General features: G+C 60.9%; 12 protein-coding genes, 4 tRNA genes and 1 pseudogene. 7 read left to right on the top strand and 10 right to left on the bottom strand.

All coding sequences use genetic code 11. The features are described 5' to 3' along the window. Nucleotides 1–8: 8 nt before the first annotated feature. From secE to CWI66_RS03340, 7 genes are all read right to left on the bottom strand, one after another. A complete protein-coding gene (secE, locus tag CWI66_RS03370; RefSeq protein ID WP_016915763.1) occupies nucleotides 9–392 on the bottom strand; it encodes a preprotein translocase subunit SecE in 384 nt (127 codons plus the stop codon). A gap of 71 nt (nucleotides 393–463) precedes the next feature. Next, a tRNA-Trp gene (locus CWI66_RS03365) sits at nucleotides 464–539 on the bottom strand. A 143-nt stretch (nucleotides 540–682) separates the two neighbouring features. After that, nucleotides 683–757 (bottom strand) — tRNA-Thr (locus CWI66_RS03360). Between the two features lie 14 nt (nucleotides 758–771). Continuing rightward, a tRNA-Gly gene (locus tag CWI66_RS03355) sits at nucleotides 772–845 on the bottom strand. A 105-nt stretch (nucleotides 846–950) separates the two neighbouring features. Continuing rightward, nucleotides 951–1034 (bottom strand) — tRNA-Tyr (locus tag CWI66_RS03350). 140 nt (nucleotides 1035–1174) lie between these two features. Further along, a complete protein-coding gene (locus CWI66_RS03345; RefSeq protein ID WP_100730930.1) occupies nucleotides 1175–2014 on the bottom strand; it encodes a type III pantothenate kinase in 840 nt (279 codons plus the stop codon). Next, nucleotides 2011–2994 carry a biotin--[acetyl-CoA-carboxylase] ligase gene (locus tag CWI66_RS03340; protein WP_100730929.1) on the bottom strand — a complete coding sequence of 328 codons (984 nt, stop codon included), beginning with the start codon at nucleotides 2992–2994 and terminating at the stop codon, nucleotides 2011–2013. The genes CWI66_RS03345 and CWI66_RS03340 overlap by 4 nt, the downstream gene beginning before the upstream one ends. Before the next feature lie 228 nt (nucleotides 2995–3222). Between CWI66_RS03340 and CWI66_RS03335 the strand changes: the two genes are divergently transcribed. The 7 genes and pseudogenes from CWI66_RS03335 to CWI66_RS03305 all read left to right on the top strand — a co-directional run bounded on the left by CWI66_RS03335 (nucleotide 3223) and on the right by CWI66_RS03305 (nucleotide 10862). Then, nucleotides 3223–4188 (top strand): Bug family tripartite tricarboxylate transporter substrate binding protein, encoded by a 966-nt coding sequence (locus CWI66_RS03335; RefSeq protein ID WP_100730928.1) that lies wholly within the window; start codon nucleotides 3223–3225, stop codon nucleotides 4186–4188. A gap of 326 nt (nucleotides 4189–4514) precedes the next feature. After that, nucleotides 4515–6356 (top strand): translational GTPase TypA, encoded by a 1842-nt coding sequence (typA, locus tag CWI66_RS03330; RefSeq protein ID WP_096921652.1) that lies wholly within the window; start codon nucleotides 4515–4517, stop codon nucleotides 6354–6356. Between the two features lie 250 nt (nucleotides 6357–6606). Further along, nucleotides 6607–6736 (top strand): annotated as a pseudogene (locus CWI66_RS18550) (hypothetical protein); the annotation flags it as partial. 180 nt (nucleotides 6737–6916) lie between these two features. Then, the gene (locus tag CWI66_RS03320; RefSeq protein WP_100730957.1) at nucleotides 6917–7687 is read left to right on the top strand and encodes an ABC transporter ATP-binding protein; all 771 of its coding nucleotides are present in this window, start codon (nucleotides 6917–6919) and stop codon (nucleotides 7685–7687) included. A gap of 100 nt (nucleotides 7688–7787) precedes the next feature. Then, entirely contained in the window at nucleotides 7788–8516 is a 729-nt protein-coding gene (locus CWI66_RS03315; protein ID WP_100730927.1) for an ABC transporter ATP-binding protein, read from the top strand. Nucleotides 8517–8532: 16 nt separating this feature from the next. After that, nucleotides 8533–9540 (top strand): branched-chain amino acid ABC transporter permease, encoded by a 1008-nt coding sequence (locus CWI66_RS03310; RefSeq protein ID WP_096921655.1) that lies wholly within the window; start codon nucleotides 8533–8535, stop codon nucleotides 9538–9540. Beyond that, nucleotides 9537–10862: a branched-chain amino acid ABC transporter permease gene (locus CWI66_RS03305; protein ID WP_100730926.1), complete on the top strand. Its 1326-nt coding sequence runs from the start codon at nucleotides 9537–9539 to the stop codon at nucleotides 10860–10862. The genes CWI66_RS03310 and CWI66_RS03305 overlap by 4 nt, the downstream gene beginning before the upstream one ends. 111 nt (nucleotides 10863–10973) lie before the next feature. Here CWI66_RS03305 and CWI66_RS03300 read toward each other — a convergent pair whose 3' ends face one another. The 3 genes from CWI66_RS03300 to CWI66_RS03290 form a co-directional block, all read right to left on the bottom strand. Next, the gene (locus CWI66_RS03300; RefSeq protein ID WP_100730925.1) at nucleotides 10974–12182 is read right to left on the bottom strand and encodes an ABC transporter substrate-binding protein; all 1209 of its coding nucleotides are present in this window, start codon (nucleotides 12180–12182) and stop codon (nucleotides 10974–10976) included. Between the two features lie 119 nt (nucleotides 12183–12301). After that, nucleotides 12302–13867 carry a phospholipase D family protein gene (locus tag CWI66_RS03295; protein ID WP_232710725.1) on the bottom strand — a complete coding sequence of 522 codons (1566 nt, stop codon included), beginning with the start codon at nucleotides 13865–13867 and terminating at the stop codon, nucleotides 12302–12304. Then, nucleotides 13848–14084: a hypothetical protein gene (locus tag CWI66_RS03290; RefSeq protein WP_100730924.1), complete on the bottom strand. Its 237-nt coding sequence runs from the start codon at nucleotides 14082–14084 to the stop codon at nucleotides 13848–13850. Before CWI66_RS03290 ends, CWI66_RS03295 begins: the two co-directional genes overlap by 20 nt. Between the last annotated feature and the right edge of the window lie 42 nt (nucleotides 14085–14126).

Here is a 14126-nt window from a genome sequence, read left to right as displayed (position 1 = left end):
GAAAACTCCTAACCAATAACGCCGGACATCGCCCAGCCAAGAAGAGTGTCAATCAACCACAGCATCAACCCCACCACCAGCACCGCTACCAGTACGATGGCAGTCGTTTGAATGGTTTCAGGACGGGTTGGCCATACAACGCGCTGAATCTCTTTCCTGGCGCTGACAGCAAGCTCGATCAGGTCGCGACCCTTGGCGGTAGTGAGTGCAATCAATCCTGCCAATGCACACAGCACAACGACACCAAGGACACGATAGAGCAGGCCAATATCGGCGAAATAGGTATTACCAACGATTGCAACAACAAGCAGCGCTACAGTCGCCGCCCACTTGAGCCCGTCATGGCGCGTCTGTTGCACCTCATCGCCATGTTTTACGGAACTAGGCTTCATAAAAACGAGACTCCTAAGGGTGCAGCGAGCGACAAAGGAATTCTAGAAAGACATGCCAACCTGGGGAAGATTGGCAGGCCAGGAGGGAATCGAACCCCCAACCTGCGGTTTTGGAGACCGCTGCTCTGCCAATTGAGCTACTGGCCTGTATCGTCAAATGCGCAATTTACCACCTGCGCAAGAGCGGGCGCCATGATAGCGGAAACTTTTCCGCCTGACAACCCTTACATCACACCCACTACCGCGGGCGAAGACAAAAAAAGCGAGCATCGCTCGCTTTTTTCGCAATATGGAGCTCATGGACGGAATTGAACCGTCGACCTCACCCTTACCAAGGGTGTGCTCTACCCCTGAGCTACATGAGCCAAACACATCAAACTGGAGCGGGCGGCGGGAATCGAACCCGCACCATCAGCTTGGAAGGCTGAGGTTCTACCATTGAACTACGCCCGCCGAACTTGCCTAAAGAATGACAATCCGCTGCATGAGAAACAGTAGCTAATGCCCGCTTGCCGGCTTTTCATTCACAAGCACTGACAAATCAGCGCCCATACAATCTGGTGGAGAGGGAAGGATTCGAACCTTCGAAGCTTTCGCGGCAGATTTACAGTCTGCTCCCTTTGGCCACTCGGGAACCTCTCCAGCTGTGGCGGCACATTATGCCAGCCCTCAAAACAGTGTCAAGCCAAAATCTCTTTATTTTCGAGACTTTTACTGCCTACTGATTTAACCAATCAGCGTTGCGACTCGACCACATCTGCTTTGGAACGCGCTGCATTCTGTCAAAGCAGCATGGAGAATGCAAGCCCTGCGCGAATTTTTTCCAACGAAACCGGCTCCGGCACCTGCGGCGCACCCGACATCTTGCCTGCGCGCTCGGCGAAGGTCAGCGGAAATGTGGCTTCGAGGCCGCCATACACCATGTCGGGCCAGACGGCATGGGGCACCTGGACCCCGCGCGACACCACCCGCGCATCCCCGCCCGTCAACAGCATGGGCAGCGCCACTCCTTGCTGGTCACATACCTCACTGTAAATGCGATTGATGGCACTGACCGCCGCCATGTAGATGCCATGGTTGACGGCATCCACCGTGCGCCTGCCAGGCTCCAGCAGCGCATCGGCCTCGCTATCGGGGTCGATGGCCACATTACGGGTGCCCAGCTTGAGACTCTCCTTCATCAACCGTAACCCCGGGATGATGAAGCCCCCCAGATGCACCCCGCCCGGCAACACGAAATCAATGGTGATGGCACTGCCGCAGTCCACCGCACAGCAGCCGCCGGCCAGCTGGTAACCCGCCAAGGCCCCCATCCAACGGTCTACGCCCAGGCGGCCGGGCTCCTCATAGCCGTTGACGACGCCCAGCGCCTCGGGTGTCGAGCGCGCCACATGGACCTGACGCACCTGGCGGCGGAGCAGGGCGACAGTTTCGTCCAGCACGGCGGCCCTGGCCACGCTGGAAATGCGCACCGCTTCTACTACGCCCAGGTCCGGAATATCCGCCCCTGGACGCCACTCCTCCCGGGTCCATACGGCCCCGCGTGAGCGGATCTCGCTGCTCTCGGCATCCTTGAGCCGCCACTTCGACAGCGTGTTGCCGATATCCAAATCCAGAATCATAGACGCCTACGTACGCTAATCTCACCGCCCGACAGGCGTCGCGAGTGACCGTTTTCAGTAACCCACAGGTTACCACTTTCATCGACATCGCCTGCAACGGCATCGCTGGTGCGCTCCCCCTGGATGACCCGAATGGGCAACCCTGAGTAGGCATGGCGCTGGTTCCAGGCGTCGAGCCAGGGCGCGAACCCACCGTTCTCGAACCCCGCCAACATGCTCAGCAACCCCGATGCCATGTCTGCCGCCAGCTGATTACGCGAGATACCGGGCCGCGCATCGAACAACGCGGCCACCGGCTGGTCGATGGCCGCCCGCAGGCTATCCGGCAGCATCAAGTTCATGCCGATGCCGATCACCACTTCACAAGGGCCAGCGGCATCGCCGGTCACTTCGATCAAAATGCCCGCCAGCTTGCCCAGCTCGCCCTCGTTTTCGGCCAACAGCACGTCGTTGGGCCACTTCAACTTGGGTGCCACGCCATACTGCTCGAGCACCTGAGAGACCACGACGCCCACCGCGAGACTTAGCCCCTCCAGAGCATTGACGCCGGATTCGAAGCGCCAGCCCATGGACACCATCAGACTCTGCCCCCAAGGCGTCGACCAGACACGGCCGCGCCGTCCGCGCCCTGCCGTCTGCAGCTCGACGAAACACACTTCGCCGTGGCCTGCACCCTGTGAAAACCGCTCACGCAGGTACTCGTTACTGGAGGGCAGCTGGTCTTCGACGAACAGACGCGCCAGCAGGTGGCGGGCATCCGCAGGTAGCCGTTCGACGATGCGAGCGCCATCCAACGGCTCGAGCGGGTAAGCGAGGCGATAGCCTCGCCCTTTGACGGCGACCAGCTCGACGCCCAGCGCTTCGAGTTTCTTCAGCTGCTTCCACACGGCGGCTCGGGAAACGCCTAGCGCCTCCCCCAACTGTTCACCGGAATGAACCTCGCCATCGCTCAACAAACGCATCAGATTACCGATGGTCATGTGCCCGCCCTGCAAAAAAGAGTTGATATTACCGGATATGCAAAACCGCCGGAAAGTAGCGACATCCTGGTTTTATTTTTAGCGTCGATGTCAACCTCTATTTGAGGGGTCGCCTTTAAGGGAATTTTACCTACTATAACCGTTAGCCAACCCAAGGTGCCCAGGTGTCCAGGCCCTTGGCTGTAGCTCCCCCTTTGCCTTGCATCGATTAAACGAGAGGAACGCAGAATGCTGAACAAAAAAATGTTTGCGACTGCCGCCATGGCGATGACCATGAGCCTGACGGCACAGGCTGACGATCAATTTCCATCAGGGCCGCTGACGCTGGTCGTTGGCTTTGCTGCTGGTGGCAGCACGGACATTCAAGCCCGCGTGCTGGCCAATGTCCTGTCTGACAATCTTGGGCAGCCCGTGAATGTCGTCAACCAGCCAGGCGCTGGCGGCGCCGTTTCGCTCACCCGTTTGATGCATAATCGCGACGAGGGGCACACCTTCGTTTATGCAGGCACCAACGGTACGTTAACCTTTGCGCCCCATGCGCACGACACTGATTTCACATTGGATGATTTCCGCTACGTTGCCAGTATCACGACCGTACAGCACGCGCTCGTCACCGGCAAAGACCGCCCCTTTGGCGACAGCTGGGAAAGCCTGGTGGAGTACGCCCGGGAAAACCCGGGCACCAGCTATGCCACCCAGCACGCGCTGGATAGGCTGGTCATCGAATACATCATGGAACAAGAAGGCCTGGACCTGCGCATCGTGCCCACAGCAGGTGGTGGTGGCATGGCACCACTGATTCTCTCGGGGGACGTCGACTTTGCTTATAGTGGCGGCACCCACTCTGGCTACGCAGAGAGCGGAGAAATGCCCGTCCTCTTGAGCATGGACAGTGATCGCCTGTTCGCCTTCCCTGATGCCCCTTCGGTGATGGAAGCTGGCTACGACATCGACACCTCGGATTTTCGCGTCATCGTAGTGCCGAAAAACACGCCTGACAGCCATGTCGAGCGTCTCTCTGAAGCCCTGGAAGCAGCCACCCAGGACGAGCGCTTTATCGAGATCACCGAAGAGCGAATTTTGATGCCCGTGCACTTCCGGGGCGAAGAGGAGGCCACCGAGATGCTTTACGCGCAGTCGGAAAACTATCGTCAACTGCTTGAGCGCATGGGCGGCGTCCCTGCCGACGACTGATCGCCAGCACCGAAGGCCGTTACGTTAGGCTTGGCGCCCTTGAGCTACATTAAATAGAAGGGCGCCACCGCTGCGGCCTGTCATACCGCTGCCATTTTCCGCACATTGCCATTCTGCTCAATGGGTTAGCAAGATGCCGACAAACCAGCGAGGCGCTTTCACATCAGTCCCGGCATCGCGAAATCGCTAACTACGTTTCGAACACGCAAAGAAACTATCCCGCCAGCAGCTTAGTAGGTACAATGCTCGCCCTTTTTCCCTAACCGCGCCTAGGGACCTTTCACGATTGTATCCATAGGTGCCAATCTAATCGATAGAGCTATCCTATGAGCACCACCCCGTCAATTGATAATCTTCGCAACATTGCCATCATTGCCCACGTTGACCACGGCAAAACGACCCTGGTAGACAAGCTGCTTAGCCAGTCCGGAACGCTCGACCGCAAGGCCGAAGGTCAGGAGCGCATCATGGACTCCAATGACCAGGAGAAAGAGCGCGGCATCACCATCCTGGCCAAGAATACGGCTATTCAGTGGCAGGATGGCAATGGCAAGGATTACCACATCAACATCGTGGACACCCCCGGGCACGCCGACTTCGGCGGTGAAGTAGAGCGCGTCATGTCCATGGTGGACTCTGTGCTGCTGCTGGTCGACGCCGTGGACGGCCCGATGCCACAGACCCGCTTCGTGACCCAGAAAGCGTTCTCGCAGGGCCTCAAGCCTATCGTGGTGGTCAACAAGATCGACCGCCCCGGCGCGCGTCCCGACTGGGTCATCGACCAGATCTTCGATCTGTTCGACAACCTGGGCGCCACCGACGACCAGCTCGACTTCCCGATCATCTACTGCTCGGCCCTGAACGGCATTGCGGGCATGGACCCGGAAGAGCTGGCCGAGAACATGGACCCGATGTTCCAGGCTATCGTCGATATCGTCGAGCCGCCGAAAGTCGAAGTCGATGGCCCCTTCCAGATGCAGATTTCTGCCCTGGACTACAACAGCTACGTCGGCGTCATCGGCCTGGGCCGCATCAAGCGCGGTTCTGTGAAGCCCAACCAGCAGATCTCGGTGATCGGCGTAGATGGCAAGGTGCGCAAGGGCAAGATCGGCCAGGTCATGACCCACATGGGCCTTGAGCGCGTACAAACTACCGAAGCCACCGCTGGCGATATCGTCTGCATCACCGGTATCGAAGAGCTGTCCATTTCGGACACCCTGTGTGACCCGAGCGCCGTCGAAGCCCTGCCGCCGCTGTCCGTAGACGAGCCCACCGTCTCGATGACCTTCCAGGTCAACGACTCGCCGTTCGCAGGCAAGGATGGCAAGTTCGTCACCAGCCGCAACATCAAGGATCGCCTGGACCAGGAGCTGATCCACAACGTGGCGCTGCGCGTCGAGCAGGGCGAAACGCCCGAGAAGTTCAAGGTCTCTGGCCGTGGCGAACTGCACCTGTCGGTACTGATCGAAACCATGCGTCGTGAAGGCTTCGAGCTGGCCGTTGGTCGCCCCGAGGTCATCATCAAGGAGATCGACGGCGTCAAGCAGGAGCCCTACGAAGAAGTCATCATCGACTGTGAAGAGCAGCATCAGGGCTCGATCATGGAAGAGCTGGGCTACCGCAAGGGCGAGCTGACCAACATGAACCCGGATGGCAAGGGCCGTGTGCGCCTCGACTTCATCATCCCGGCACGTGGTCTGATCGGCTTCCGTGGCCAGTTCCTGACGCTGACGTCGGGCACCGGCATTCTGACCAGCCGTTTCGACCATTACGGCCCGCTGAAGCCCGATGCCGCCATTGAGCGTCGCAACGGCGTCATGGTCTCCATGGTGGATGGCAAGGCGCTGGCCTACGCTCTGTATACACTGCAAGAGCGCGGCAAGCTGATCATCGACCACGGTACCGAAGTGTACGAAGGCATGCTGGTCGGTATCCACAGCCGCGCCAACGACCTGGTGGTCAACCCCACCAAGGGCAAGAAGCTGGATAACATGCGCGCGTCGGGCAACGATGAAAACATCGTGCTGACCCCGCCGGTGAAGTTCACGCTGGAACAGGCCATCGAGTTCCTCGACTCCGATGAGCTGGTCGAAGTGACGCCGAGCTTCATCCGTCTGCGTAAGAAGCTGCTGAAAGAGAACGAGCGCAAGCGCTCCAGCAAGAAGTAAGCTGACCGCTGACACCGAAAGCCCGCCATCGTGCGGGCTTTTTGCTATCTCGACCCATGGTCGACTGGGCTGAGCGGTCCACAAATATCATCATTAACGCAACCTAAACGCTAGCGTGCTGGAAAGCGTCGCCATTCTATCGCACAGTAACGCAATCGTTGACGCCCTCGGGGGGCTGTCACGCTACAATTCATACAAGTGTTTGGATACCTCCCCCCATCCGACACCACTACCAGGGACACTCCTGCACATGAGCGGTCATAACGTCTGGACGCACAAGGGCACCTTCTTGTTGGCAGCGGTGGGCTCTGCCGTTGGCCTGGGAAACCTGTGGCGCTTCCCCTACCTCACCGGTGAAAACGGCGGCGGCGCCTTCGATTTCATCGAGCGGTTGACCAACATCTTCATGCCGCTGGGCGCGCTGATTATCGTCGGAGCCTTTGCCGCCAGCCAGCGGCTGCGCCAGGCCAAAGGCTAGACACCGACCAACGCAACACCTTGGGTTTCAACAATAACATGCGATGGCAGGCGGTCCTGGCCGCTTGCCTGCCGAGGACACCATGCACCCCCTTATCGAAGTACAACATGTCAACAAGGCATTCGGTGGGTTACACGTCATCAACGACTGCTCCATACGCGTGGAGAAAGGCTCGATTACCGGCATGATTGGCCCCAACGGGGCAGGCAAGTCGACCCTGTTCAACCTGATCGCCGGGGCGCTCACCCCGGACAGTGGCCGTATCCTGCTGGAGGGTGAAGACATTACCTCCCTCAGCGCCGATCAGCGCTTTCAGAAGGGGTTGCTGCGCACCTTTCAGATCGCCCACGAATTCAGCCAGATGAGCGCGCTGGAAAATCTCATGATGGTGCCCCCCCATCAAGCAGGGGAAAGCCTGTTCAACACCTGGTTCAAACCGGGCCTGGTGCGCCAGCAGGAGGCCGAGGTGCGCCAGCGAGCGCTGGAAGTCATCGACTTCGTGGGCCTGCACCACGTGCGCAATGAGCTGGCGGGCAACCTCTCTGGCGGCCAGAAGAAACTGCTGGAACTGGGCCGCACCATGATGACCGATGCCAAGGTAGTGCTGCTCGACGAGATTGCCGCCGGCGTCAACCGCACCCTGCTGGGCGACCTGATGGGCAACATCGAGCGCCTCAACCGTGAGATGGGCTATACCTTTCTGGTGATCGAGCATGATATGGACATGATCTCTCGCCTGTGTGACCCAGTCATCGTCCTGGCGCAAGGCAGCGTCATGGTCGAGGGTCATATCAAGGACATACAGAACAACCCTGCCGTGATCGAGGCTTATTTCGGCACCGATGCCGCGTAGCGCACGGCACCCCACTACCGCCATGTCACTGCCTGGCAGCCCATGGAGATAACAACATGATCGTGACAGAAACACTGCGCGACGTTTGCTGAGACACCTTATGTCCTCTACCCCCGCAACTCCCCAGCCGCTGCTCGAAGCGCGCCATGTGCACGGCGGCTATGGCAGCATGAATATCCTCAACGGGGTCGACATGACCCTGTACGCCGATGAGGTCGGCGTCATCGTCGGCCCCAACGGCGCAGGCAAATCGACCATGCTCAAGGCGGTGTTTGGCCTGCTCAACGTCAATCAGGGCGACATACTGCTCAACGGTGAGCCGATCCACAACCTGCCCCCGAATCAGCGGGTGGAGCGTGGCATGGGCTTCGTGCCTCAGGAGAAGAACGTATTCCCCAGCCTGACGGTGAAGGAAAACCTGGAGATGGGGGCCTACCTGAAGCCCAACAACGTCAAGCGCATGCTGGAGCAGGTATACGACTTCTTCCCGCCGCTGGTGGAGAAACGCCATCAGCCGGCGGGGGAGCTGTCGGGCGGCCAGCGTCAGATGGTGGCCATGGGCCGTGCCCTGATGGCCGAGCCCAGCCTGCTGCTGCTGGACGAACCCACGGCAGGGTTGTCGCCGCTCTACATGAACGAAATCTTTGACCGCGTGAAAAAGATCAACGCCGCAGGCGTTGGCATCTTGATGGTCGAACAGAACGCCAAGCAGGCGCTGGCCATTGCCGACAAGGGCTTCGTGCTGGCCGCCGGGCAGAACCGCTTCACGGACACAGGGGCTGCGCTGCTGGCCGACCCGGATGTCGCAAAAAGCTTTTTGGGCGGCTAGCCCGGGGGAGAAACCTGTGAACGAACTGGTCTTTTTTATCAATAACGTGGTGATCGCGGGCAGCGTGACAGGCTCGATCTATGCCATCGGGGCCATTGGCGTCACGCTGATCTTCAGCATCATGCGCTTTGCACACTTTGCCCACGCCGACATGATGACCTTCGGCGCCTTCATGGTGCTGCTGCTGACCACCGCTTTCCCGGCGGTCGGCCCCAGCATAGGCGTGCCGACCGCGCTGATCATGCTGCCCCTGGCCATGCTCTTGACCGCGCTGCTGGCGGTGGGGATCGACAAGGCGTTCTACAAGCCGCTGCGGGCCCACGGCGTCAAGCCCATCGTCATGGTGATTGGCTCCCTGGGGGTGACCCTGATGCTGCAGGGGCTGATCCGCCTGTTTGCCGGTACCAGTAGCCAAAGCCTTTACGTGGATGATCGCAAGGAGATCTTTCGCATTGCCCTGCCCTTCGAAGGGGTGCGTGCCCCCATCGTGATCACCGAGCCACAGATTTACCTGTTCGTGATCACGCTGGTGGCCGTCATCGCGCTGCATGTCTTCCTGAACCGCTCACGGCTGGGCAAGGCCATGCGCGCCATGTCGGACAACCCGGAGCTGGCCCAGGCGTCGGGCATCAATACCAACACCATCGTGGCGGTGACCTGGGTGATTGCCGGGGGCCTGGCGGCCATCGCCGGTACGCTGCTGTCGCTGGATGTCACCTTCAAGCCGGACCTGAGCTTCTTCCTGCTGCTGCCGATCTTTGCAGCGGCCATCGTGGGCGGCGTGGGGCACCCTTACGGCGCCATTGCCGGTGGGTTCGTGGTGGGCTTTGCCGAGACCCTGGCCGTCTTCAACTGGAACGTACTGTTACGGCCCTTCCGCGACAGCTTGCCCGCGTGGTTGGAGCTGCCGTCGAACCTGGCGTTCGTCAGCACGGAGTACAAGATCGTGGTGCCCTTCTTTATCCTCGTGGCCATTCTCGTATGGCGTCCCACCGGTCTGTTTAAAGGCAAGGTGATCCAATGAACCCTTCATCGAAGCTGCGCAACCCCGACTATACGCCGCAGGATGCCACGCCCAAACGCCGGTTCCCGATGCGTGAGCTGGTGCTGTTCGGCGCGCTGTTTGCAGCCATTCTGGCGGTCTATGCCATCATGGGAGCCGCTTACAGCACCCGCATGCTGGTCGAAGCCGCCTGCTATGCCATCCTGGCGCTGGGCCTGACCATTCAGTGGGGGTACGCGGGCCAGTTCAATGCAGGCGTCATGGGCTTCGTGGCGCTGGGTGGCTTCTGCGCCATGCTGTTCAGTGTGCCGGTCAACGATGCTTTCTGGGGCAGCGAGCTGCCCGGCGAACTCGGCCGCGTGCTGCTCTACGGCCTGGCAGCTTTCGTGGTGGTGCTGGGTGCCACGCGTCTCGACCGCCTGGGCGTGCCGAAAAAACTGCGTACCGTGGTGGCCGTGGTGCTGGCCGTGGTGCTCTACCTGGTGGTGATCAGCCTGCTGCGCGATGTCACCAGCCAGATTCAGTCCCAGGCAGGTTTCGTCGGTGGTTTCGGCCTACCGGCCTGGGTCGGCTGGATCGTCGGCGGCGCCCTGGCGGGTGGTGTGGGCTATCTGATCGGCCATGTCTGCCTGGGCCTGCGCAGCGACTATCTTGCCATTGCCACGCTGGGCATTGCGGAAATCATCAAGGCGTTTCTGAAGAACTCCGACTGGCTCACCCGGGGCACGGCCACGGTGTCTCCGCTCCCCTGGCCAACCCCTGGCCCCGCCGAGCTGGGCTTTACGCTGGCACGCGCGGTGTATCTATCGCTCACGGCGGTGGTCATCGCGGTCATCTTCTTCCTGCTCCATCGCGCCTACCACGCGCCCTGGGGGCGCATGATTCGCGCCATCCGTGACAACGAAGTCTCGTCATCGGCCATGGGCAAGGACATCAACAAGCGTCGCCTGGAGATTTTCGTGCTGGGCTGCATCCTGATGGGCTTGGGGGGCGGCATGCTGGGCACCTTCAACAGCCTGTTCGACCCGCAAGGCTACCTGCCCCTCAACCACACCTTCCTGGTACTGGTGATGGTGATCCTGGGAGGCCCCGGCAATAACCTGGGCACGATCTTTGGTGCCGTGGCGGTCTATATCATCTGGATCATGTCGGAACCGCTGGCGCTGTTCTTGATGCAGCTGTTCGTCTCGCTGGGCGAAAGCGCCTTTGGCTGGGAGGCACCGGGCAACATGGACAGCCGGGCCCTCCAGGCCAGAGTGCTGGTGATTGGCATGCTGATCACCCTGGTACTGCGCTTTGCCCCCAAGGGACTGCTGCCCGAGAAGATCAAGACCCACGGATAACACGCCCCGTAACGCTTACCCCAATAACGCTCACCACAATGCAAAATGCCCGGCCAATCATGGCCGGGCATTCGTTTGTGGGCGGTCAGTTGACCAGTACTGTGTCCAGGGTTATGGCTCTACCAACCCCTTGGTGGTGAAGGTGCCGTTCTCGACCACCATTTCGACCACCACGCCGGGCACATCGCCGTTCTCGTCGAACTCATGGGAGCCGGAAGCGCCTTCGTAGTTGATCTCGGTGCCTTCGGCAATCAGCGCCACCGCTTTTTCCCATTCGCCCGGCAGAATCACTTCACCCGGCGCGCTGGAAACGCTGCGCAGCGCTTCCGACAACCCTTCACGCTCGGCGCTGCCGTTCTGCTCGATGGCCAGGGCAATCAGGAAAGCCGCATCGTATGCCTGGGCGGCAAACACCGCACTGGGGTCGATGCCTGCTGCTTCGGCGGCGCTATTGAACAGCTCCGTGCCGGGCAGTTCGGGGCTGCCGGGGCGCGTGGCGATCATGCCGTCGAGGACATCGGCACCAATCGCCTGCACCAGGCTGTCGCCTACCATGCCATCGGCCCCCACGTACTGGGTGAACATGCCGCTCTCATAAGCCTGACGCAGCACGGTCTGGCCAGAGGTGTCGGCATAGGCCAACACGACCAGGGTGTCGGCGCCACTGGCTGACAGGGAGCCCAGCTCGGAGCGGTAGTCGGCACGGTTGTCTTCGTGGGCCAGGTTTTCGGCCACTTCGCCACCGCCCGCTGTGAAGGCCTCGCTGAAGGCGTCAGAGAGGCCACGGCCATAGTCGTTGTTGACGAACGTGACGGCTACATAGTCGATGCCCTTGTCCAGCAGCAGCTTGGCCAGCATTTCGCCCTGGAAAGCGTCGGACGGCACGGTACGGAACACCAGGTCGTTATCGTTCAGCTCGGACACCGCAGGCGCGGTGGAGGCCGGAGACACCATCAGCACGCCGCCGGGAATGGCCGCGTTATTGGCCGCGGCAATCGTGGCCCCGGTGCACAGCGCCCCCACGATGGCGGTGACGTTTTCAGTATTGACCATCCGGTCGGCGGCGTTGGACGCGGCCGATGCATCCGAGCAGGTCGTATCCCCTGACGGCATGACCAGCGTTTGCCCACCCAGCACGCCCCCCTGCTCGTTGATCTGGGCAACGGCGAGCTTGGCACCCTCGAAAATAGGCGGTGTCAGGCTTTCGATTCCCCCGGTAAAGCCGCCCAGGAAGCCCACCTTGACTTCCGCCTGGGCCATCCCCGCCAGGGCCATGGTAGAGGCCGCCATGGCGGTGGCTAATGCGCGCTTATTGATCATGTTATTGGTCGCTCCCAGTGTGTTGAGTGCCCCGACTCTACGACGCGAGGCTCCCCTTAATCTGGAACCGGAATGCCAAAAACACAAGCAACGCTTTCCAACGCTTCATGATGATGTGCTTATAACCACTTCTCCAGGCGCAGCACACGACTGACCCAAGCGTTGAAGTGTCGCCACCAGCCTCCGGGCTCTTCACTCAGCACCGCCAGTTGCCCTTCCTGCTGCCACTGCCAGACCAGCTGCCCTTGCGCATCCAGCCGCACCTGATAGCTGATCGCCGGGTCCTGACCCACGCTCACCAAAGCGTCGAAGGCCTCCACCAGCGACGCACTGCGCATCAGTACGCCGACTTCGGTATTCCACAGCACCGAACGCGGGTCCACGTTGAACGAGCCGACGAACAGCTGATCATCAAACAGGATGGCCTTGATATGCAGCGCCGAGGCAGAGGCCCCGGGCACGCGCATCTCCTCGCGCTCCGCGCCTGCACCGCCCTCCTGTTCAGGCCGCAGCTCATAGAGGCTGACGCCGCTCTCCAGCAGGGTCGTCCGCCATGGCGCATAGGGGCCATGCACCACGGCCGCATCGGTAGATTCCAGAGAGTTGGTGATGATATCGACCTCGACTCCCTGTTCCGACAGCTCGACCAGGCGCCTCACCCCTCGCTCGGTGGGCACGAAATAGGCCGAGATCAGCACCAGTCGCTCATCGAGACGAGTGGCTTGGGTCAGATCTCCCAACAGGGTGTCCTGCCAGTCCGGCGCGCCGGACTGGGCCAGCTTGCCAGGGGCATCCCATAGCGCCAGCCCTTCCCCCCAGTGCAGGGTTTCCCAAGGCGGCGTCTGGCGAGGCTGCTGACGCAAACCGGTGAAGTAGGCCGAATCGGCGTGCTCCTCCAGCCAGGTGTCCAGCGACACTTTCAGCGCTTGCCAGGCAGACGTTTCAGCCTGGTGATAGCGCTCGATGGGCTGGGACAGGCCATGGTTCCAGTAAAGATCGAAGCTTTCCGACAGCGCAGGCACCACCTCACCTATCGTCACCACATCCAGGTCGGCAAAGTTGCGCCCGTCGTTGGCATCGAAGTACTCATCGCCCAGGTTACGCCCGCCGACGATGGCCACGCTGTTATCGGCAATCCACAGCTTGTTGTGCATGCGCCGATGCTGCTGGCCGGGATTGACCGCCGAGGCCAGTACGCGGGTGACCAGATGGCCACGCCCCACCGGCAGCGGGTTGTATACCCGCACATGGATATTGGGATGGCTGGCCAGCGCCGCCAGGCGGTCGCCTTGCCCCACCGCCCCGATATCATCGACCAGCAGCCGCACGCGCACGCCCTGTTCGGCGGCGTCCATCAGGCGCGACAGCACCAGCCGCGTGGTTTGCCCATCGCCCAGCAGGTAGGTCTGAATATTCAATTCTCGTTGCGCTTGGCTGATCAGACCTGCCCGCACGGCGAAGGCCTCCTGGCCGTTGGCCAGCAGCGCAAAACCGTCTGGTGCCGTCTGCTCCGCCATGGCCTGCGCCACCTGGAGGCCCAGCCAGGTCTCACGGGCGTCGCTGAGCGAAAGCGCGCGATGTTGGTCGCGCACTACGGCGTGGGTACACCCCACCAGCAGGCTGCAGAGCAGTAATAGCCAGGCTACGCGCATGCCCCACAGGGCGTTAACCATCGTGGCGGTCACGCGCAGCTTCCGCTTGCTGCTTCTGGCGGCGCTTGGCGCGGTACCAGCGCAGCGTGGCAATGGACAGCGCCACGCCCACCATGGCCGCCAGCACGCCCCCCTGCCAGGGCCGGGCGGCGTCGCCCATCACGGTTTCCAGGGTGATAATGAGCGTTAGCCCCAACGCCTGTGAGCCAATCGCCAGGGCGCGCAGGCGGTCAAAGGAAGTTTGCGACATCGACCTCTCCGTGATGTGTTGCATGCATGATATGGTGAATCA

The sequence above is a fragment of the Halomonas sp. 141 genome (assembly GCF_002810305.1).
GTDB classification, from domain to species: domain Bacteria; phylum Pseudomonadota; class Gammaproteobacteria; order Pseudomonadales; family Halomonadaceae; genus Vreelandella; species Vreelandella stevensii.
The sequence above is the reverse complement of the archived record's forward strand: the minus strand, read 5'-3'. Positions and strand labels throughout refer to the sequence as shown.

Excerpts from the sequence above, each read along its gene's own strand:
- secE (WP_016915763.1), bottom strand. The coding sequence starts at position 392 with ATGAAGCCTAGTTCCGTAAAACATGGCGATGAGGTGCAACAGACGCGC.
- CWI66_RS03345 (WP_100730930.1), bottom strand. The coding sequence starts at position 2,014 with ATGATTCTGGATTTGGATATCGGCAACACGCTGTCGAAGTGGCGGCTC.
- CWI66_RS03340 (WP_100730929.1), bottom strand. The coding sequence starts at position 2,994 with ATGACCATCGGTAATCTGATGCGTTTGTTGAGCGATGGCGAGGTTCAT.
- CWI66_RS03335 (WP_100730928.1), top strand. The coding sequence starts at position 3,223 with ATGCTGAACAAAAAAATGTTTGCGACTGCCGCCATGGCGATGACCATG.
- typA (WP_096921652.1), top strand. The coding sequence starts at position 4,515 with ATGAGCACCACCCCGTCAATTGATAATCTTCGCAACATTGCCATCATT.
- CWI66_RS03320 (WP_100730957.1), top strand. The coding sequence starts at position 6,917 with ATGCACCCCCTTATCGAAGTACAACATGTCAACAAGGCATTCGGTGGG.
- CWI66_RS03315 (WP_100730927.1), top strand. The coding sequence starts at position 7,788 with ATGTCCTCTACCCCCGCAACTCCCCAGCCGCTGCTCGAAGCGCGCCAT.
- CWI66_RS03305 (WP_100730926.1), top strand. The coding sequence starts at position 9,537 with ATGAACCCTTCATCGAAGCTGCGCAACCCCGACTATACGCCGCAGGAT.
- CWI66_RS03300 (WP_100730925.1), bottom strand. The coding sequence starts at position 12,182 with ATGATCAATAAGCGCGCATTAGCCACCGCCATGGCGGCCTCTACCATG.
- CWI66_RS03290 (WP_100730924.1), bottom strand. The coding sequence starts at position 14,084 with ATGTCGCAAACTTCCTTTGACCGCCTGCGCGCCCTGGCGATTGGCTCA.